Origin of the sequence: Paenibacillus shenyangensis (assembly GCF_000346635.1) — a bacterium.
GTDB lineage: Bacteria > Bacillota > Bacilli > Paenibacillales > Paenibacillaceae > Saccharibacillus > Saccharibacillus dauci.
Window position 1 is genome coordinate 1 of sequence record NZ_AOIG01000014.1, and the last position, 20104, is coordinate 20104.

Here is a 20104-nt window from a genome sequence, read left to right on the forward strand (position 1 = left end):
CGTTAATGCAGCAAAGCTGCTATATATGAAATGGCTCTGGCAGGAGCGTATTTTCATTTTGCGGAACAGGACAGGAGCATGTTCTTATTTTTGTGGAACAGTCAGCTGGTAGCCGGCAGGCAGCAGGTTGTTGGCAGCAACCAGTTCGTCTACAGTTACGCCGTATTGAGCAGCGATTTTAGTCAGGCTGGCACCTTGTGGAACGACTACGAGAATATCCTGTTTGGTAGCATCTGTAGACGGTGCAGCGTTATTTTCCGGTTGAGTTGTAGTAACTTCTTCCGGAGTACCGAACAGTGCGTTAAATTGTTCTGCCTGAGCAGCGAGGAAAGCAGCATTATTAGCGCGATCTTCTGCGCGGTCTTTATTTTTTTCGTGAGCGGATTGAGTATTGGATGCAGCAAATGCATGGCTGCCTCCGACTGGTGCGACAACAGCCACAGCTCCCAGGCTGGCGGCTAAAGCAGTGGACAACATTACTTTTTGAATAGTGGTTTTCATGATAACAATCTCCTCTTATTTAAATTATTTTTTTGTAGTTAGTTACGTTTAATAATCTTATATACTTATAATATTACTAAATTAAGATAATTACAAGTCTATTTAAAAACTTTTTTTGATTTATTTCAGAATATTTTCAAAAATAACCTTGTATAGCAGAAATAGCCCTTATCGAAGACAAGGGCATGTATTTCATGCTTGGATCGTCTATTCACATAAAATCGTATACATAACGGATCACATGAAAGAATACGGGAGCCGTATAAGTCAGACTATCGACCCGGCTGAGGTAGCTTTCTTTGAGCGCTTCGGCACGGTCACTGTCGCCAATCAACAAATCACGCTTCAATACGGAGATGGTCAGACTACCAAAGAACCCTGCCAGACTAACCATCATACCGATGATCAGAGCAAATTGTGAACCAAATGGTGTCAGATACGGATGGGCCAGATAAGAGACAGCTGTCGTTACTACAAAGGCACAGATGAATCCTTCCCATGTAATATGCGGATTGGCTGTCGGCACGATTTTCCTTTTCCCTATGTACATGGAGGCCAGGTAGTGAATCACGTCGTTCAGCTGGGTGAGCAGCACGAGGAACAGTACCAGCCCTCCGCCATACGCCGGCGTCGCGAATGGAAAGTAGGCCAGATGGCTAAGTCCGAACACCATCAGCATGAGTCCCCACTGGGTCGAGCTAACACTGCGCAGGAACCCACCGGTCCCTTTGTTAATCAGCCTTGGCAGCGGCAGCAGCAGGAATACATAGATGGGGATAAAGACGATAAACATCCCGTACCAGCCAATGTAGATCCAGTAAAATTGCAGTGGGATCGCCAGGTAGGCCCATAGAAACAGCCGCCGATCAGCCTTGCGCGTGCGAATCATGGAAAAGTATTCCTTGAGTGCAAAAAAGGTCAGTGCCATCAGCGACAGCAGCGAGACGATCGGATTGAACAGCGTTGCGAGACAAAAGATAAAGAACATGCCCCACCAGGTTTTGATCCGGGTGCCGATCACTTTGTAATCCCGGTCCGGCTGAAGCTTGATCACGATCAGATAGACGATTTGCAAAATAAATAAAGCCGCGAAAACCAGAATTAACGTAAATAACGAACCGCTCACAACCGATCACCAACCTGTCTTGAATTCGACTCCCAACACAGGAATCATATGTTATTATGAAGGAATAATTCCAACTTGATAAGGGGACATTTTGACCATGACCGACGAGCAGTCTGTCTTTATCCTGCTGACCAATACCGGGACGCTATTTACCCGTGTCATTCAGACCTATACTAAGGCACCCTATAATCACGCTTCAATCTCGTTTGATCGTGGACTGTCCGAGCTGTACAGCTTTGGCCGCAAGCAGCCCAATAATCCACTGAATGGCGGATTTGTGAGAGAAGATATTCAGACCGGCACCTACAGCAAATATCCGAATACTACCTGTGTAATCTATGAGCTGCGGGTCTCCAGCCGGGAAGTGGAGAAAATGAAGCGGGTACTGCAGATTTTTGTCCGCAGTCAGCAGAAATTTCTATATAATCTGCTCGGTGTAATCGGCGTCGCGATCAAGGAACCAGTTGAATTCAGCAACTCCTATTTCTGTTCCCAATTTGTTGCAGAGATTCTGCAGCGGTCCGGCATTCGGTTGTGGAACAAACTGCCGGCACTCGTCACACCGGATGATATGCGGCAGAGTGAACGGCTGCAGCTGGTATATGAAGGCAAATTGAGTGAGTACCGTCCGGAAGTAGAGAGCAGGTAAGCTGCATTGTTAGTGGAAATCAAAGAATAAAATATGCCTACAATGAGTAAAGGCTGGCTCCTTGAGATAGAGAGTCAGCCTTTTTATGCTGTCTTTTTAAATATCCAATAATTTCAAAATAATAAGTATGAAATCGTTTGAACATGCTGTCAAAGGTTAATACTAGCCTAGCAGGAACATTACACCATTAAAGAGGAGAGACAACAACATGTACAAAAAACTTCAACTGGTATTTCTCGCTTCACTGGTAATATCTGCGACAGCAGTAACCCCTACCTTTGCTACCACAGGTGGAACGACAGGGACGACCGGAGCTGCTGGAACAACCGGAACTACAGGAACCAGTACAGATGCTGGCGGAACAACGGGTACGACTGGAACAACAGGAACAGACAGCACCGGAACCATGGGTACGGATACAGGAACAACAGGTGGAACGACAGATACATCCGGAACCACGGGAACTGGAACAACGGATGCCACCGGAACGACCGGTACAGGAACGACTGATCCTGCAGGTACAACCGGAGGTACTACCGACACTACAGGTACGATGGGTACAACCGATACGACGGGAACAACAGGCACGACCGGAACAGGTACTACGGATATGAACGGTACTACCGGAACCACGGGAACCGGAACAACAGATACTACTACAGGTACGACTACCATGGATATGGAAGATGACGATGACAATGATTGGGGCTGGATCGGATTATTCGGACTGCTGGGTCTGCTCGGACTATTGCGCCGCAGAGACCGTCGTGACGTCAATGGACGGCGTTAATCGTTAATTGAATATACTGTATTGAATCGAACATATAATAATGGCATCCATCCCCCTCTCACCTGCTGTGAGCAGAATGGAGCGCTATTCTCAAAATGCCAACCGCTGATCTTATGCGGTTGGCATTTTTGGTTCTGACAACGATGGTGCCAATTTGAAGATGGATTGTCATTAAAATTGGAATAAAGGTGAATTTGGAATAAGCTGCCAATGAGGGTATACTGGAATTAATTCTCAGTATAATGGGGTGAACAGGTGCTAATCCGTATGATTCGAAGTAAGTAGACGCCGGGCTGGATCAAAACGCGTACCAGCTATACAGGGAGCAGTCTGTCTTCAGGCAACCCACCGGCATCCACGAATCGGATACACACCGTAGGTCCATTATAATAGAGAAGGAATGAGATCAGATGATGAATGAATTTGAATATAGAGCATTTTATGACCGGGTAGGACCGGATAATGGTTGGGATTTCAGCCGGATGAAGTATGAGTCAGAAGGGATCGCCTGGGATTTGTACCAAGAGGTTACCGAGCAATGTACGCCTCATGCCTTGCTGCTGGATATCGGAACGGGCGGTGGAGAGGCGCTGCTGGAGCTTGCTGATGAAGCTCTGCTGCTGGTCGGCATTGAGCAGTCTGCCGGAATGATGCAGCGAGCGGCTGCCAATCTGGCTGCATCGGACAAACGTAATGTACGAATCTTGCAGATGGATGCCAGAGAGATGCAATTTCCGGATGGGTTTTTCAATATCATATCCTGCCGTCATGCTCCATTCTCTACCAGCGAGACGGCGCGGGTACTGGCACCGGGTGGAATCTTTCTTACCCAGCAGGTCAGTGAAGGGGACAAATGGAATCTGGTAGAAGCTTTTGGCAGAGAACAGGAGCGGCAACCGGATGGTACACTGTTAAATCGGTATCAAGAAGAGCTTCATGCCAAGGGTTTTCAGCATATTCACTGTGAAGAATACGATGCTGTAGAATATTATAGAACGGTAGAAGATCTGATTTTCTTGCTCAAACATGCACCGATTATTCGTGATTTTGGCGAACAGGCGAAGGATTTCGCGATTCTGGAGCGATTTGTACAGGAACATCAGACCGAGCGGGGGATTAGAACCAATTCCAAACGATTTAAAATCGTCGCACATCGATAAACATAGCAAAAAGGATACCGGCATAGCGTCGGTATCCTTTTTTGATATGACTTTACGCATCCGCCGAAGCATCTGGTATGTTGGACAGGCCCGTCAGACGTGAATTAGACAACCTGCGCTTCCGGTACGACGACCTTGATATGACCGGGCAGAATATGCATATCGATAGGCAGCGCCGGACCTTCCTCGCCGTCCACATTGGTACGAACCGGCTGGTTAGAGGTAACTTTGATATGATGCGCTGTAAAATAAATAACATCCTGGTGATCTTTGAGATGACCGAACAGCAGAGAAGCACCGACAGCCAGCGTATTGAACAGGTTCAGATCTTTGAAAATGAATCCGTGCAGCAGACCGTCATCGACTGTCGCTTCCGGAGCAATCTTCTCAAATCCACCGACCGAGTTGGTCAGTGTAGCGATGAAAAGTGGAGATTCACCTTCCCAGACTTCGCCGTCGTATTCAATACGCAGCGGTGCTGCCGAATTATTCACCAGCTCACGCAGTCCCTCGCGGAAGTAGGCAAATGCGCCAAGCTTGGATTTGTCCTCGGAAGAGACCGAGGAGAGGGATTCGGCCAGGGAGCCTGCAGCGACTACATTCGCAAATAACTGCTCGTTGAGTCGTCCCATATCAACATCTTTGACCTGCGAAGAGGTCAGTGTGCGAATCGCCTCATCCGGATCAAGCGGAATCTGCAGTGCGCGGGCAAAGTCATTGACTGTTCCCAGCGGTACAATACCGAGCAGTGGACGGTGCTTCTGATCGAGCAGTCCATTGATCGTCTCATGCAGAGTACCGTCGCCTCCGATCGATACGACTAGGTCGAAGCAGTCTTCACAGGCGGAAATGCAAAAATTGGTCGCGTCCAGTTCCTTGGCAGTTTCGTTAATTACAACGTCATATCCGGCTTCATTGCGCAGCAGCTGTTCGACTTTTTGCAAGTATTCCAGCGCCAGCTCTTTGCCGGAGGAAGGGTTGATAATGATCATGGCTCGCTTCACGGACATGTTCCTTTCTCATCAATCAGTAGTATGGTTACGCTGCATGGCAGCGGAGTACATGGAGCAGAAGGGTGAATCATCTACTATTTACCCCAAATAACCGGGATTGCTGTAATTTTCCATGCAGGAAGTGGAAGAATATTCCCTGAGTATCGTCAAAATTCAGATAACAAACAATTAGAAAGCGAAAAACCAGGTGAGAATCAGTAGTTCATCCAGAGGATGATTCTGTCAGATGCCATGGATAACCGTCTTGCCGATTAAAAGCAGCAAGTATGCAAAAAAAGAGCCTCTTTGTAAAAGAGGCTCCTAACCGTTCACGCATTTTATCTATTTGGAGATTTATATTTATTTATGCGCTGTATGGGCTGAGGGTAGAGCATTTTCTGTCTCTGTCTGTGGCTGCTTCATTTGGAGCGTCAGAACACAGCAGAACAGAGTAAGCAGAGCAGACAGTCCAAATACAACGAACAGTGAAGAATGATTTACAATAAAGCCCGATGTGGTTGTACCCAGCAGCATGCCTGCCATCAGGATCGGCATAATGACTCCGCTGGTTCGGCCAATATATTCTTTACGTACTTCTTTGATCATGATTGCACTGAAAATAACTTCAAAGAAAGCAGCAGACAATCCGGATAAAACACGCGCTCCAGCTGTCAGCAGAGGCCAGAACGACCATACTTCAACAACGGTCAGAACAGACCATATCAGCATCAGAATCGTCATGACATTACGTCGATTGCGTCCTACCCATACCGTAATGGATGCAGCGAGCAGTCCGCCTATCAGCATACCTACTCCTTCGGAAGCAGCAAACCACTGTATACTTTCTTTGGGCAGACCCAGCCGGTTCATGGCTACAAAAGCATCCAGTGGCTGGGTCAAACCCATAGAGATGCCGCTAATTAGAAATAGCGAAGCGATCACACGCAGATTGGGGCGTCTCCATACATAATGTAGTCCGTCTTTCAGGTCCGCCCAGGCTGAAGTTTTCTCTAGACGTGCTTCCCTTATTTTCTTTGGCAAAAACACCTGAATGACTGCAGCAGTTATAAAAATGATCATTAGGATTATAAGCGATGAATACAGACCAAACTGGGAATACACAAAAGTCCCCAGAATCGGACCGAAAATTGTAAATACAGCCATCATACTCTGTGTAATACCTATCGCTGTGCCTATTTGCTCTTCAGGAACATGCTGCCGGAACAGTACAGAAGAGGAAGGCTGGGAGAATTGGCTGACGATGGCGGAAATGACAGTGGCGACAAATACAGCCTGCCAGATACCGGCGTGAACCAGTATAATCACGAGCAGGATGGAAAGGGCGCTCAATGTATCCCCTATAATAACCGTCTTGCGTGGTTCCCAGCGATCAGCAAACGTACCGCCAATCAGCGAGAAGATAAAAATAGGCAGATATTCGAACATGGTGAGCAAGGAAACGGCAACAGGGCTATTGCCGCTCTGCTCCATGATATAGAATAATAACGCCATGTTACGGATCCAGATCCCCATTTGCTGAAGTAAATCTGCCCCCGCTACAATAACAAATACTTTGTTTTTTAATAAAGAAGTCATAGTGTCCCCTTGGATTCCGAGAATGAATGTAGTCGATTCTCCTTGATAGTATGTTTCTCTATTTTAAAATAAGGTATACCGTAACCGGATAGTCAAGTGGAGAAAATAGACAATAACCTAAAAGAAATGCGAAAACCCATCATGGAGTTGGCTGAGGCATACAACAAAGAAGCCTCTTGTTAAGCAAGAGACTTCTTGTATGTTCAATAGATTCATACAGGCAGACCGTCATACGGCGATTCGTAGCGGTTACAAATATATCGAAAAGGTTGTGGATTCGCCTACTATACTCTTCGCCTCGATCCGTCCGCCATGCTGCTCTACAATCGACTTGGCAATCGCCAGACCCAGTCCGTGTCCGCCCTGAGAGCGTGCGCGCGAAGCATCCGTCCGGTAAAAGCGGTCGAAAATCCGGTCCAGATGCTGGGGAGCGATGCCTTCGCCGGTATTGCTGACCGAGAGTACAGTCTGTTGATTATGCCGATGCAGAGTCAGGGTAATGCTGCCGCGGGGATTGCAATACTTGATCGCATTATCCAGCAGAATCATAATGACCTGCTGCATCTGCTGGCTGCTGCCCTCGATCGTCAGTCCGGGTGTAATATCATACTCCAGCGATAATTCCTTTTCGAAAATGACAGCCTCCATCGTCAGGATCAGGTTCTCCGCCGTCTCGCTCAGATCAAACGTACTGTGCATCATCGTGGGACGTGCATCCTCCATTTCGGTCAGGTAGAGCAGATCGCCGGTCAGACGGGACATACGCTCGGTCTCGCCTTTGATATAATGCAGCCACTTGGACTGGCTGCGAATCGTGTCGTCGGGATTCGCGAGCAGTACATCGGCATTGGTGTTAATCACGGCGAGCGGTGTCTTCAGCTCATGGGAAGCATCGGCGATAAACTGCTTTTGCTTGTCAAAAGCGTCCTGTACCGGTCGGATCGAGCGGTTGGCAAAGTATCGACTGGTGAAAAAGAGCAAGATCAGCATTACTACGCCAACTGCGGTAAACGTATAGATCAGATTGGTCAGAATACCCTGCTGTGCCGTTACATCCATAAACGTATACAGATGCCCGCTGTTCAGCGGCTGCCGGACAAATGCCCAGTCGCTTCCATCCAGCGAAAACTGACCTTGATCGGTATTTATGGCGATAGCTTCCTGCAAGGCACTGGAAGAGACACTGCCGTCAATCTCGACCTGTGATTTGCTGTTTACCTGCTTGCCGCTGCTGTCCGTCTCGATCATAAAGGCAACCGCCCGTTCCGGCGGTGTATTCTGATTCGGACTACCAGCCAGGCTGCCACTGCTGCCTGTCGTCGCTTGTCCACTACGCGGGGGCTGCTGACCGCCAGCATCAAAAGGTCTTAAATACGAGTCCGAGATTCGCATGAGATCCATGCGGACATCATTTTGGACATCCCGGTAGGTAATAATATAAATAGAGGCAAAAGCGACCAGCATCAGAATCGAGATCGTCGCCAGATTCAGAATCAAAAAGCGATTGCGCAGCTGCTTGAACATCAGATGGTTCCCTCCAGCACATAGCCTACATTGCGAATCGTAGTAATGCGTACCGCAGCGTTCAGGAAGTTCAGCTTTTTCCGCAGAAAGGAAATGTAGACTTCTACATTATTATGCTCCACATCCGAATCGAACCCCCACAGTTTCTCGATAATCTGCTCTTTGGACGTAACGCCCTGCTTGCGGATCATGAGCAGCTCCAGAAGCTCGCTTTCCTTGAGATTGAGCTTCATTTCCTTGCCACCGACGGTCAGCTTGAGCGTGGAGGTGTTCAGTTCCAGATCGCCGTATTTGAGTCCGTCTTCCGGTACCACTTCCCCTTTACGCCGTAGAGCTGCCCGGATGCGCGCCATCAGTTCCTCGGACGAAAAAGGTTTGGCGATATAATCGTCTGCGCCATAGTCGAGCCCGGTTACTTTGTCCGAGATCTCTCCCTTTGCGGTGAGTAGAATAACCGGCGTCGCATCCCCCTGGCTGCGCAGTGTCTTCAATACCGTTATGCCATCCATCTCCGGCATCATAATATCCAGCAGCAGCAGATCGTAGATCCCGCTTTGCGCATAGTCAAGCCCGGTGCGCCCGTCATGCACCGCATCTACGGAGTAGTTGTGTTTTTTGAGAATCTGCGACAGCGCTTCGGCCAGATGAAGTTCGTCCTCTACAATTAGTATTCGCATGATTGTTGCCACCTCTTGGAATAATTTGAATGGATCTGTGATTCTATAAGTAAAAAAGCAGCTATTGTTCTAGGGTGTTTATACAGTGTTCATATTTTTATTGTAAAAGGTATACCTTTAACTAACCTTAACTATCTACGAAACCAACCTGCTGCATAGATGCCAGTTGAATCTGGCGAAGTGGTATATTATATTTACATTCGGTCAAAAAGTAATAAAACATAATTGTCCCCAAGAAAGGGTAACCGCCATGAAGCTTTCCTACATAACCATTCCTGATGAATATGAAGTTATGCAAATGCAGTTTTTGTACCATGATACCCGATTGTTCTCGCTGAAAACTAAAGTAGACATGTCGGATGATGATTTTGATTACGATGCACATATTGATGATTTATGGTTTTACAAAGGTATTCTTTCCTATCATGCAGATACAGAGACAACTGTAGCTTATTGCTTTGAACAAAAGAAAGTATTCGAGCTGGGTACAAACTGTGGAAGTGCTCCCGTGTTATTCTACGCAGCATGCAGTGAAGATTATAGTAAGGTCTTTTTCTATAAAAGGGATCTGGTCAAAGGAAGCAGCACTCTTGTACACACACTGGATACCTGTTTGCTGGATATCGAGCCGCTGACTGCTCCTTTACATTTAAGTCATATGTATACATTGAATGAACGATATGCCCTGATATCCTATATGGTAACTGGCAGGAAGGTCAGATACGAACGATACGATGCACTGCTCGACTCCCTGACTGGAGAATGTATTTATTTTACTGCCGATAAGATATGGAGCTATATGGAGTGTATGCTGCCTTATCATTATTCCGGAAAAGATTATGTATGGACCAAAACTGGAGAGCATATGATACATGAGAGAAGAATGGATTGGCTCAAAAACGAACGGGAGCCTGAAGATATTATACTCATTGAAGTAGAGAAGTTGATCACCATGGCACTCCAGGATCAGTTGGATTTCGCGCCATTCATACTGCATTCCTCTCAACCTAATGAGGCCTTTACAGATTATATTACTGTAGACGGGCAAATCATTTTGTTAATAGAACAGTTTGATACTGAATATTCGGTTCTAATCACTTATGATATCGACCAGCAGGCAATAGACCGAATTGCCCAGCATCGTGTTTACGATAGAATCTATCCTAAGCAGGGGAAACTATACGCCAGAGAACAAACCGATCATTCCAGCATTCTCTATGATCTGCAGACGGGCAATCCAATCTGCGAAGTTCCCGATCCCAAGCAGATTATTGCTCTATGCGAGCAAGGAGTTCTCACTACTAATACGCGATTGGGCAATGAAGACAATACAGTGTATCTTCACACCGATCAGGAGATGACTATATTTGCCGAAGGTCATTATTTTATGGATTATGAACAAGAATTGATGCTGCGCATTCAAGACGAACTACAGTAATCTTTCTATAATCTCGTTTGTCCTGCATACCAATGACAGACTGTTACATATCCAAATAGAAGAAAAGCAAAAAGCCCTTTTGTTATGCCACGAGCCGTGCCATGCAAAGGGCTTTTTGCTTTTCTCAATATAGGTATACCCTCTCCCAGCGGATGCCTATCCCCGTTACATCAGACAAACAATCAGCAAACCAACCTACCTGAGCAGGTGATCAACATGAAGTACAAGCCCAATTCGAGAAAAATGTAAAAATGTTAACGCCATGTAAAACATTTAAGATTCACTAAAGGTTGACCTTCTAATATACAAATATAAGCAAGAGACGTCACACCAACCAACGACAAAACGTCCCACACCATACAGCTTACCCGCATGGCAGCACACGCCATACGTACCTTAAGAAAAAGGAATGATCCCCATGGCTATTGAGGTTTTTAACCGCTACGAGAGCAAGTATCTGATGAACACTGCCAAGTTCAATGCATTCTACAGTGATCTACTGGAATACATGGAGCTGGATGCCTACAACAAGCAGCATGACTTTTACTCGATCAGCAATATTTACTATGACACGCCGCATGATTCGCTGATCCGGGCGAGCCTGGCGAAGCCCAAATACAAAGAAAAGCTGCGCCTTCGGGCATATGGCGTACCAGAGGCCAATGCCAAAGTCTACATGGAGATCAAGAAGAAATTTACCGGTCTCGTCAACAAACGCCGAACTGCCCTCAAGCTGGATGAAGCCTACGAATTCGTACGCACCGGTCAGGCGCCGGAATATCAGGAGTACATGAACAAGCAGGTACTGAATGAAATCACCTACTTTCTCCGCCTGTATGATCTTGCTCCAAAGCTGTATCTGTCCTACGACCGTAAAGCATTATTCAGCAAGGAGAGCCGCGATCTGCGAATCACCTTTGATACCAATATCCGCTGCCGCCGCTACGATCTGAAGCTGGAGCAAGGCGATTACGGCGAACAGCTGCTAGAGCCGGATCAGTGGCTGATGGAGGTCAAGGCGGAGAACACTGTACCGCTATGGCTGTCCAGGCTGCTGTCCAAGCATGGACTGTATCGGACGAGCTTTTCCAAATACGGCAATGAGTACAAGAAAATGTTGAAAAATCAGGCTGTTCCTACGATTCAGCCGCAGTTGCCGGCGATTGAGATTCCTGCTGCAGCCATTATCCAGATTCCGAACGAGAAGGAGACTATCCGCTATGCTTGAGACGTTATTTAACAGTACAGTAAGCGCGAGTACAACCGAACTTACCCTGAGCGGCGCGCTGTTGACCATACTGGTATCCATTATTCTGGGTGGTATTATCAGCCTGACTTATATGAAAACGAACCAGAACGGCTTTTCCCAGAGTTTCACCCTGACGATGGTACTGCTGCCAGTGATTGTGTCTATCATTATTCTGCTGATCGGCAGCAATATCGCCCGCGCATTCAGTCTTGCCGGCGCGTTCTCGATTATTCGATTCCGCAGTGCACCCGGCGATCCGAAAGACATCGCCTACGTTCTGTTCACCATGGCAGCCGGTCTGGCTGTCGGTACCGGATACTTTGGTTATGCCGTCCTGTTCACCCTGATTCTCTGTCTGCTGATGTTCCTGCTGAACCGCTTTAACTTTGGTACACGCAAAACGATGCAGCGCACCCTGAAAGTCACCATCCCCGAAAATCTGGGCTACGAAGAAGCCTTTAACGAAGTATTCCACAAGTTCAACGTACAGCATGAACTGAAAAAAATCAGAACAACCGAGCTGGGCAGCCTGTATGAATTAATCTACCTCGTCACCATGAAGCAGGAAACCAACCAAAAAGAATTTTTGGACGAAATCCGATGCCGAAACGGCAATCTGGATCTGTCATTGACGATGAGTCCAACCCCAGCTAACGAGTATTAAGTATGCGAGAAAGAAGATGTAAGACTGAATGCCGAAACGGCAATCTGGATCTGTCACTGACGATGAGCCCCACTCCAGCTAACGAGTATTAATTCACCAATACAGTCAATTATGGAAGGGAAATATCCATTATGAGAAAAGTAAACCAAAAACAAACCCACCCCACGTCCAGTCTATTTAGCAAACCAGCCTCCAAAAACCTTGTTAAAAAAGCAACAACGACTCTAAGCGCGCTGCTGCTGTCGGCTTCCCTGCTGGCAGCATGCAGTACATCTGCCAGCACGGCGGCGACCAATACCTCTGCAGCAGCTACTACAACGATCTCGACGTCGGCCGTGACGACACCGGTCAAATTGACCAGCGCCGATCTGGTGACGTACAAAGATGCTGACCGCAGCGTGGATTGGAGCACAGATAGCTCGACCCAGATCAAGCTGAGCGGCAGCAGTGCATCCATTACCGGTTCGGGAGCCAAAGCTTCCGGCAGTACGGTAACGATCTCGGCAGCAGGCACATACGTCATCAGCGGCAAGCTGACTGATGGACAGATCGTAGTGAATAGCACGGGGGATGGCGACGTCCATATTGTCCTGAACGGTGTAAATATTACGAACAACGATAGCGCGCCGATCGATATCCAGGAAGCGGATAACGTGATCATGACCCTGCAGAAAGGTACGGAGAATACGATCACCGATGGAGCCAATTATGTATTCGCGGATAGCACGACCGATGAACCGAGCGCTGCCCTGTTCAGCAAAGCAGACCTGACGATCAACGGTACCGGCACACTGAATGTGAACGCCAACTACAAGGATGGCATTACCAGCAAGGACGATCTGAAGATTGTCTCCGGTACATTTAATATACAAGCCAAGGATGATGGAATTGTCGGCAAGGATATGGTTGCGATCGAACAGGGTTCCTTTACAGTAATTGCGGGTGGAGATGGTATCAAAGCTACCAATGATGAAGATACTGAAAAAGGATTCGTGGCGATTACCGAGGGTACCTTTACGATCAAGGCTGAAAATGATGGGATTCAGGCAGAGACCAAGCTAGTCACCGACGGCGGAAGCTACAATATTACGACCGGTGGCGGCAGTGCCAATGCAGAAGCACATACCGAGTCCATGCCTCCAGGCGGTTTTGGTGGCGGTGGCGGTACGCCTCCACAGATGAATGGTCAGCAGGGAAATGCTCCAACCAGTACTAACAGCACAACGTCCGCTGTATCTACCAGCAAAACATCTGCATCTACAGTAGCTACATCCTCCAGCACAACAGGTAATGCGACTGCAGCGACACCTGTAAAAGCAGCAACTGCTGCTTCAACTACAGCAGCGAAGGCAACAGATACGACTACAGAAGCAACATCCGAGAGTGCCAAAGCATTAAAATCCGGCGGAGATCTTGTAATCAATGGGGGTACATTTAATATCAATGCCAAAGACGACAGTGTACACAGTGGTGCCAGTGTAACCATTACCGGCGGTACACTGAATCTGGCGACCGGCGACGATGGCATTCACGGCGAGACCCATCTGAATATCACTGGCGGCAAAATTAATATTACCCAGAGCTACGAGGGGCTGGAAGCTGCTGTAATCAACGTAGCGGGCGGCGATACCCATGTGATAGCCAGCGATGATGGTGTCAATGCTTCCGAAGGCGAGACGACAACTACAGCAGCAGCCCAAGCAGCAGATACTACGACCACTACAGAGACAGCACCGCCAGCGGATAAACCAACTGGCTTTGGTGGTGGCGGTCCGGAGTCCGCAGGCAATGCACTGCTGAATATTAGCGGCGGTACATTGTATGTCGAAGCAGGCGGTGATGGTCTGGATGCCAATGGTTCGATCACCATGTCCGGCGGTACCGTGATTGTGAACGGTCCGACCGATAATGGTAATGGTACACTCGATTACGATGGTACTTTTGAAATGACAGGCGGTTATCTGGTTGCATCTGGCAGCTCCGGTATGGCGCAGGCTCCATCGGATGCATCCACCCAGTATTCGGTAGCCATGAGCTATTCGGCAGTTCAAAAAGCCGGTACACTGGTGCATCTACAGGACAGCGATGGCAGTAACATTCTGACCTTCACACCTGACAAAGATTATCAGTACGTTGTTGTCAGCTCTCCGGATCTGGCTAAAGGCAGCAGCTATACCCTGTACACTGGCGGTACATCTACCGGTACAGCAGCTGACGGATTATACAGTGACGGTACGTACAGCGGAGGCACCAAAGTCGTAGACTTTGATATCTCCAGCAGTGTCACCTGGCTGTCCGAATCCGGCGTATCCACCAGTAACCCGAACGGTGGCGGTTTTGGCGGAGGAGGCGACAGACCACAGCGCGATGCTGCTCAGGATACAACAACTACAACAACCAATTAAGCAAAAAAAGCACGGATGGGGTACGACAAACCCTCCGTGCTTTTATTCGGATATTTATCTGTTCGACAGATCATTGCACCTTTGCCAGTTCTTTTTGATCTACAGGAAATCGTTCTTTGGTCTGTGCAGGGTCGGTATGGCTTAGTTCGGTGTTATTACCTTCGGTATCGATCAAGCCATAACGTAGATCGGATACGGATGCGCTATATTGATAGTAGGCGACAGTAGTAGTAATGGATGGTCTTTTGCCTATTTCTTTCGTGATTTGCGATGGAACAAATGGTAATCCTTTGCTGCCAGCAGATGATTCGCCGCTATAGTTGGCTGACCATATTTCTTTGGCTTTATTATTTTTCACTTCATAATAGCTGATGCGATCAGGCATAGCTTCGAAAAATACATTGGCTTGTCCTACCGGGAAATAGTGGGTTACCGTCTGCATCCCTACTGTAGGCAGTTCTGTTGGCAATTCGGTTCTGGGTAAATCATATATCACTTTCGCTCTTTGTTTGGACAGGATCTGAAGGGTCGAATCAGCAGAAGTCTCCGCAGGATCAACCGGTGACGAGCTGGCTTCACTAATATATACAATTCGGTTCACTGCATCCCAGGTTACTTTCACACCAATAGACTCGCCAATAAAGCGGAGCGGAACCATAACGATACCGTCTTTTAAAGTGACAGGCTGTGCCAACTCGATTCGGGTTCCATTTTGCATAGCATAATTCTGATGAAGTTGAAGTGTGATCTTTTGACCTGGAGCCGTGATGCTTACTGTTTTACTGGTATTATTCCACGATACATACGTATGGTTGCTTCCCAGTTTGCTTACAACATTGATCGGCACCATCGTAACGCCATTCAGAATATATGGAGCTACGTCCGATGGAATCGTGCCGTGTTCTCCCTGGATCTGGATAGGTGTCTCGGCGGCGTAGGTTGGATGATCCCATGGAGATGTTATCAGGGTGCCAGCTATGAGGGCTCCCAGAACTACGGTCGAAATATATTTGTTCTGCATGATTTGGATGCTCCTTGGTCTGGATTAGTTATTTCAAAAGATAAGTATTTTTCAAAGGGTATCGTTGGGAATGCTTCTGGTTGTTGCGACAGTAGTGCTACATTGTTTCTCATAAGACTTTTCCAGCTTGCTGTTGGGATGAGCCGGCTTAATCAATCGATACAATTTGCCAATCGCCTTGTTGATCTTTTTCAAAATAAAACGTATAACTTGACTCATTCACTTCTTGATCTCCGGGAAGCTGCATCTCACCGGCAGCAGGGACGAGAATACGTCCTCCTTCTTCATGTGCAGTATCAAGATGGGTAAACTTCATAGTGTTATTCAGCAAATAATCATGTGCGGTTCCCAAGTCCTGCCCGATCGCCTCATGAAATTGGTCAACATCTTTGGCTACGATCGCATCAATTACTGCTTTCAACTTGGCCTTCATGGCCTTGTCGATCAGAGGATCTTTAATTTGACTCCAATCCATCTCATCTGTACTTGGGGCTGTTACTGTCGTTTGTTCTGCTGCAGCACCATCTTGTTCAGAAGAGGCTGGAGTATTAGCAGGAGCAGGTGGAGGCGTAGCTGGTACTGCGGTTTCTTGATTACAAGCAGATAATAAGCCGGCAGTCAGTGTGAAAGCCGCAAGGGTAAGTGTTATTTTGTGTATGATGTACACATCCTTTCTAAGCATATTGACGTATATTCTAGTAAAAAGTGTGCATTTTATCTAATTATTAACATCATATATCTGCTGCTCCCCAAAAAAAGCGAAGTCATCCATGATACAGATGACTTCGCTTTTAAGATTTCTGGTGGATAGAACAATACGATACATAGAAAGCGCATCGTTGTTATATCGCTCGGTTTTGATGGTGTAGTCAACCATTTGGGATGGGGGTTATCCGGTGTTTAGTTTTTCCCTACCAGGGTCATCAGGGAACGTGCCGGAATGGTAATGTCTTTTTTCACCGAGACAGTGGACTGCTTTTTCAGATCGGCATGGTCGGAGGTGAGATACGGCTTGAACTGCTTCACGTCCTTGCCGCCTGGCAGGTTGGTGACGTCCAGATGGATCGTTTTGGCTTCGTTGCTGCTGTTAACGAAGACGACGGACAGCTGCTTGTCTCCGTCATGATAATAGGCCGATCCCATCAGGCCGTTCGGATCATTAGCACCCTGCAGGTCGATTCGCTGTGCACCCGGGCGGACAAACTTGCTGTAGTTGCCGAGTGCCCACAGCGTTTTGGATTCGATAATGGACTGGGTATCACCCGGATTTTTGTAATCGGTATAGACGAGGCCGTCCTTGTAATCTTCCTTGGATACGGCAAGCCACCACTGCCATGCAGAAGCCTGGGTTGTTACCATATCGTAGTGAATGACTTTGGCTACATCTAGCGCAGTATCCATTGTCAGATCGCGTCCTGGGCCACGGTCGCCAAGGATGCAATATTCGGACATCCAGAATTTGGCGTCCTGCACATACCGGTTGAGGTTTTCCCGTACCAGCTCGCGCAGGCGAACTAGGCGGTCGTCTCCCGGCTTGGCTTCGTCAGACCAGTAGGAGTGGGCACTCATCTTGTTGCCGATGATGCCGGCAATTTGCGGATCGCCGAGCATCTCCTTGATATATTCACTGTATTTGCCTTCAAAGGCACCGCCGGCGTTGCCGCTCGTATACGTACTGCCTGCTTTGCCGGTATATGTAGCGTACATGTCGTTATCCAGCAGAGACAGGTATTCAACCGCTTCGATTGCATCCACTTCAGTATCGATACCGCGCTTGTGCAGTTCTTTGTCGAGAGCAATCAGTACTTTTTTGATATCTTCGATATTGTAGCGGTTACCTTCCTGTCCGGCACGGTTCCAGTCCCAGGTTGGTTCGTTAATCGGACTGATATAGTCAAAGCCCAGCTTTTGCTTGTGGAAATGTTCCATTACATCCGCGAGGAAGACGGCATAATCATCAATATAGTCTTCTTTGAGGTTGGTGCTGCCTACCGATGGGTCCGGCTGGCCGTGTCCATTTTTGGTCATCCATACGGGCGGGCTATTGACAAAAGCGACGGTTTCTTCCACGCCGCGTTTTTGGGCTGCTTGGAGGAACCACTGCTGCCCGGCTTGTTTGGACCAGTCATAGGGCTTGTCTTCGCCGGACTTGAAGCTCTCCGCCCGGCGCCATGGATCGCTGATCATATCCTGATCGGTGTCTACGCTGCCTGCACCAATATTAAAGCGCCAGATCGACAGGCCGATCCCCTTATCTTGGGAGAAGAGCAGGTCAGCAACTTTGTTTTTGTTCTTTTCCGACCATTCGGAGCCGATATGATCAATACTCCACGCACCGGATGCACCGAATCCATCGATTTCCTGATACCGCTGCTGCCCATTGATAGTAATCTGCTGTATGCCGGTCTGCGGGTTCCCTTTGGCGGCAGCCGTGTCGCTGCTGTCCTCTGTGGCAGCTCCTGCGCCGGATGCCATGCCGGAGAACAGCATTACCGACAATGATAACGCCCCCAGCCTGGGTAAAAAGCGTGTTTTGTTACCGTGCACATTTCTCATCATTATTCCTCCTCTGAATTGGTGAATAGAGATACAGTTGTGGTGTCGGTGAGAGTAGAGAGTGAATGTCACACATTTATTGTATACGCTTACAATATGTTAAGTATAGCTAATTATAGCTTTTTCAGGAATGCAGATTATAAATAAAGATCAGTAATGATCTGATAAGCGCTCTTATAAGCCCTCGTTAGAAGTATCTATGGAAGCGACAGTTATAGAACTCGGCTGCATAATCCGTATACCAACACCTAACAACAGACCGATGCAACGGAATCCCAAACCGTCGCATCGGCTTTTTATTATTTTATCCTTTTAAAGCATTAATTCGGTTGACTGATCCAGTGAACTGTACTATATTCAACAATTAATATTGCCCAAAACACAGCAGGGGAGGCAGCGAAGCTTAGCCGTACATCAAAGAAACGGGCGGGATACATATTAGTTCCATACAACAGCACAACAGGGAGGGAATGGAATGTCACAGTTATTGGCTCTGGTACTGGTGGTTTTCATTTTGTTTGTAGGTGACGCAGTGTCGGTGCGTACGAAGGCATGGATTCCTTCGGTCTTTATTAGCGCCATTCTGTTCCTGATCGGATATTGGACGTTTTTCCCAAAAGAAATTGTAGCGATTGCGGGCATCCCGTCTACCGTGGCGACGATGCTGATGTATCTGCTGATCACCAATATGGGTACGCTGTTATCGATTCGTGAGCTCAAGCAGCAGTGGAAAACAATTATTATCGCGCTGTCGGGTGTGCTTGGTATTGTCATTTTCCTGTTCGCGATCGGTACGTTTATTTTCGATTACCAGACGATGCTGGTAGCGATTCCGCCGCTCGTGGGTGGCGTGGTATCGGCTGTTATTATGTCCGATGGTGCCAAAGCAGCTGGACTGGCTTCGCTGTCGGTATTTGCTATCGTTATTTACGTAATGCAGGGTTTTGCCGGATATCCGCTCACTTCTGTGATGCTGAAAAAAGAAGGAAGACGATTATTGCAGCAGTATCGCAGTGGTCAGCTTCCCGAAAAAAATACAACAAGCCACGCAGCAAATGCACAAGCCAAAGGAGAGTCTGCTGCGACTGCCACTAGTGGACAATCAGCATCTTCGTCCAAAGCGCAATCCGAATTGCGGATGTTCCGCTGGCTGCCTGTGCAGTACAATACAGAGTTTTTCAAATTCTTCCGTCTGGCACTGGTAGCTTATCTGGCCTATCTGGTCTCTACACTGTTCAGTCCATGGGTGAGCATCAGCCCGTTTGTGCTTTGTCTGCTGTTCGGTATCATCGGTGCGAGTACAGGATTCCTGGAGAAACAGGCACTGCAAAAGGCGAATGGATTCGGCTTCGCCATCCTTGGTCTGATGCTGTTTATCTTCGACGGACTCAAGCAGGCGACTCCGCAGATGATGGTGCAGATTCTGCCGCAGCTGATCGGAACTATTGTGATCGGAGTCATTGGTATGTATGTGTTCTCCATGTTGATCGGAAGACTGCTCAAAGTAAGCAAGGAAATGGCCTTTTCCGTCTCGCTCACGGCGTTATACGGATTCCCGGCGGATTACATCATTACGTCGGAAGTGATAAAATCACTGACAGAAGACGAGCAGGAACGCGAAATGCTGACCAGCCGGATGCTACCACCGATGCTGGTAGGCGGATTTATCACCGTCACGATTGTGTCGGTAGTCCTGGCAGGGATTTTCGTAGAACTTTTGTAAAACAGATCAATCCGGGATAAAGCAGATCAATTC

At 47.7% G+C, this 20104-nt stretch carries 17 protein-coding genes; 8 read left to right on the top strand and 9 right to left on the bottom strand.

What is annotated here, in order from left to right:
• Nucleotides 1-84: 84 nt before the first annotated feature.
• The gene (locus H065_RS0112085; RefSeq protein ID WP_017813327.1) at nt 85-501 is read right to left on the bottom strand and encodes a LysM peptidoglycan-binding domain-containing protein; all 417 of its coding nucleotides are present in this window, start codon (nt 499-501) and stop codon (nt 85-87) included.
• Nucleotides 502-712: 211 nt separating this feature from the next.
• Nucleotides 713-1627: a phosphatidate cytidylyltransferase gene (locus H065_RS0112090; protein WP_017813328.1), complete on the bottom strand. Its 915-nt coding sequence runs from the start codon at nt 1625-1627 to the stop codon at nt 713-715.
• Between the two features lie 97 nt (nt 1628-1724).
• Here H065_RS0112090 and H065_RS0112095 point away from each other — a divergent pair, with 97 nt between their 5' ends.
• The 3 genes from H065_RS0112095 to H065_RS0112105 all read left to right on the top strand — a co-directional run bounded on the left by H065_RS0112095 (nt 1725) and on the right by H065_RS0112105 (nt 4226).
• Entirely contained in the window at nt 1725-2276 is a 552-nt protein-coding gene (locus H065_RS0112095) for a C40 family peptidase (RefSeq protein ID WP_017813329.1), read from the top strand.
• A 208-nt stretch (nt 2277-2484) separates the two neighbouring features.
• Complete coding sequence (locus H065_RS28255) at nt 2485-3066, top strand: hypothetical protein (RefSeq protein ID WP_051058720.1); 582 nt, start codon at nt 2485-2487, stop codon at nt 3064-3066.
• 413 nt (nt 3067-3479) lie between these two features.
• Nucleotides 3480-4226 carry a class I SAM-dependent methyltransferase gene (locus H065_RS0112105; RefSeq protein WP_026136191.1) on the top strand — a complete coding sequence of 249 codons (747 nt, stop codon included), beginning with the start codon at nt 3480-3482 and terminating at the stop codon, nt 4224-4226.
• Nucleotides 4227-4330: 104 nt separating this feature from the next.
• On the opposite strand, the gene H065_RS0112110 is transcribed toward H065_RS0112105, so the two are convergent.
• The 4 genes from H065_RS0112110 to H065_RS0112125 all read right to left on the bottom strand — a co-directional run bounded on the left by H065_RS0112110 (nt 4331) and on the right by H065_RS0112125 (nt 9015).
• On the bottom strand, nt 4331-5230 hold the full coding sequence (locus H065_RS0112110) for a diacylglycerol/lipid kinase family protein (protein WP_026136192.1): 900 nt from the start codon (nt 5228-5230) through the stop codon (nt 4331-4333).
• Between the two features lie 348 nt (nt 5231-5578).
• Nucleotides 5579-6814 carry an MFS transporter gene (locus H065_RS0112115; RefSeq protein ID WP_017813332.1) on the bottom strand — a complete coding sequence of 412 codons (1236 nt, stop codon included), beginning with the start codon at nt 6812-6814 and terminating at the stop codon, nt 5579-5581.
• 249 nt (nt 6815-7063) lie between these two features.
• The gene (locus tag H065_RS0112120) at nt 7064-8338 is read right to left on the bottom strand and encodes a sensor histidine kinase (RefSeq protein WP_017813333.1); all 1275 of its coding nucleotides are present in this window, start codon (nt 8336-8338) and stop codon (nt 7064-7066) included.
• Nucleotides 8338-9015: a response regulator transcription factor gene (locus H065_RS0112125; RefSeq protein ID WP_017813334.1), complete on the bottom strand. Its 678-nt coding sequence runs from the start codon at nt 9013-9015 to the stop codon at nt 8338-8340. The genes H065_RS0112120 and H065_RS0112125 overlap by 1 nt, the downstream gene beginning before the upstream one ends.
• Before the next feature lie 250 nt (nt 9016-9265).
• On the opposite strand from H065_RS0112125, the gene H065_RS0112130 reads away from it, so the two are divergent.
• The 4 genes from H065_RS0112130 (at nt 9266) to H065_RS27005 (ending at nt 14771) form a co-directional block, all read left to right on the top strand.
• A complete protein-coding gene (locus tag H065_RS0112130; protein WP_017813335.1) occupies nt 9266-10453 on the top strand; it encodes a hypothetical protein in 1188 nt (395 codons plus the stop codon).
• Between the two features lie 418 nt (nt 10454-10871).
• Nucleotides 10872-11681 (top strand): polyphosphate polymerase domain-containing protein, encoded by an 810-nt coding sequence (locus H065_RS0112135; RefSeq protein ID WP_017813336.1) that lies wholly within the window; start codon nt 10872-10874, stop codon nt 11679-11681.
• The gene (locus H065_RS0112140) at nt 11674-12366 is read left to right on the top strand and encodes a DUF4956 domain-containing protein (protein ID WP_017813337.1); all 693 of its coding nucleotides are present in this window, start codon (nt 11674-11676) and stop codon (nt 12364-12366) included. Before H065_RS0112135 ends, H065_RS0112140 begins: the two co-directional genes overlap by 8 nt.
• A 131-nt stretch (nt 12367-12497) precedes the next feature.
• Nucleotides 12498-14771, top strand: coding sequence for a carbohydrate-binding domain-containing protein (locus H065_RS27005; RefSeq protein ID WP_017813338.1), 2274 nt, complete (start codon nt 12498-12500; stop codon nt 14769-14771).
• Nucleotides 14772-14841: 70 nt separating this feature from the next.
• Here the strand turns inward: H065_RS27005 and H065_RS0112150 are convergent, their stop codons facing one another.
• The 3 genes from H065_RS0112150 to H065_RS0112160 all read right to left on the bottom strand — a co-directional run bounded on the left by H065_RS0112150 (nt 14842) and on the right by H065_RS0112160 (nt 18351).
• Entirely contained in the window at nt 14842-15792 is a 951-nt protein-coding gene (locus tag H065_RS0112150) for a copper amine oxidase N-terminal domain-containing protein (RefSeq protein WP_017813339.1), read from the bottom strand.
• A 148-nt stretch (nt 15793-15940) separates the two neighbouring features.
• Nucleotides 15941-16474 (bottom strand): hypothetical protein, encoded by a 534-nt coding sequence (locus H065_RS0112155; RefSeq protein WP_017813340.1) that lies wholly within the window; start codon nt 16472-16474, stop codon nt 15941-15943.
• A 218-nt stretch (nt 16475-16692) separates the two neighbouring features.
• On the bottom strand, nt 16693-18351 hold the full coding sequence (locus H065_RS0112160; RefSeq protein WP_152425886.1) for a glycoside hydrolase: 1659 nt from the start codon (nt 18349-18351) through the stop codon (nt 16693-16695).
• A 472-nt stretch (nt 18352-18823) separates the two neighbouring features.
• On the opposite strand from H065_RS0112160, the gene H065_RS0112165 reads away from it, so the two are divergent.
• The gene (locus H065_RS0112165; RefSeq protein ID WP_017813342.1) at nt 18824-20071 is read left to right on the top strand and encodes a hypothetical protein; all 1248 of its coding nucleotides are present in this window, start codon (nt 18824-18826) and stop codon (nt 20069-20071) included.
• Nucleotides 20072-20104: the final 33 nt, after the last annotated feature.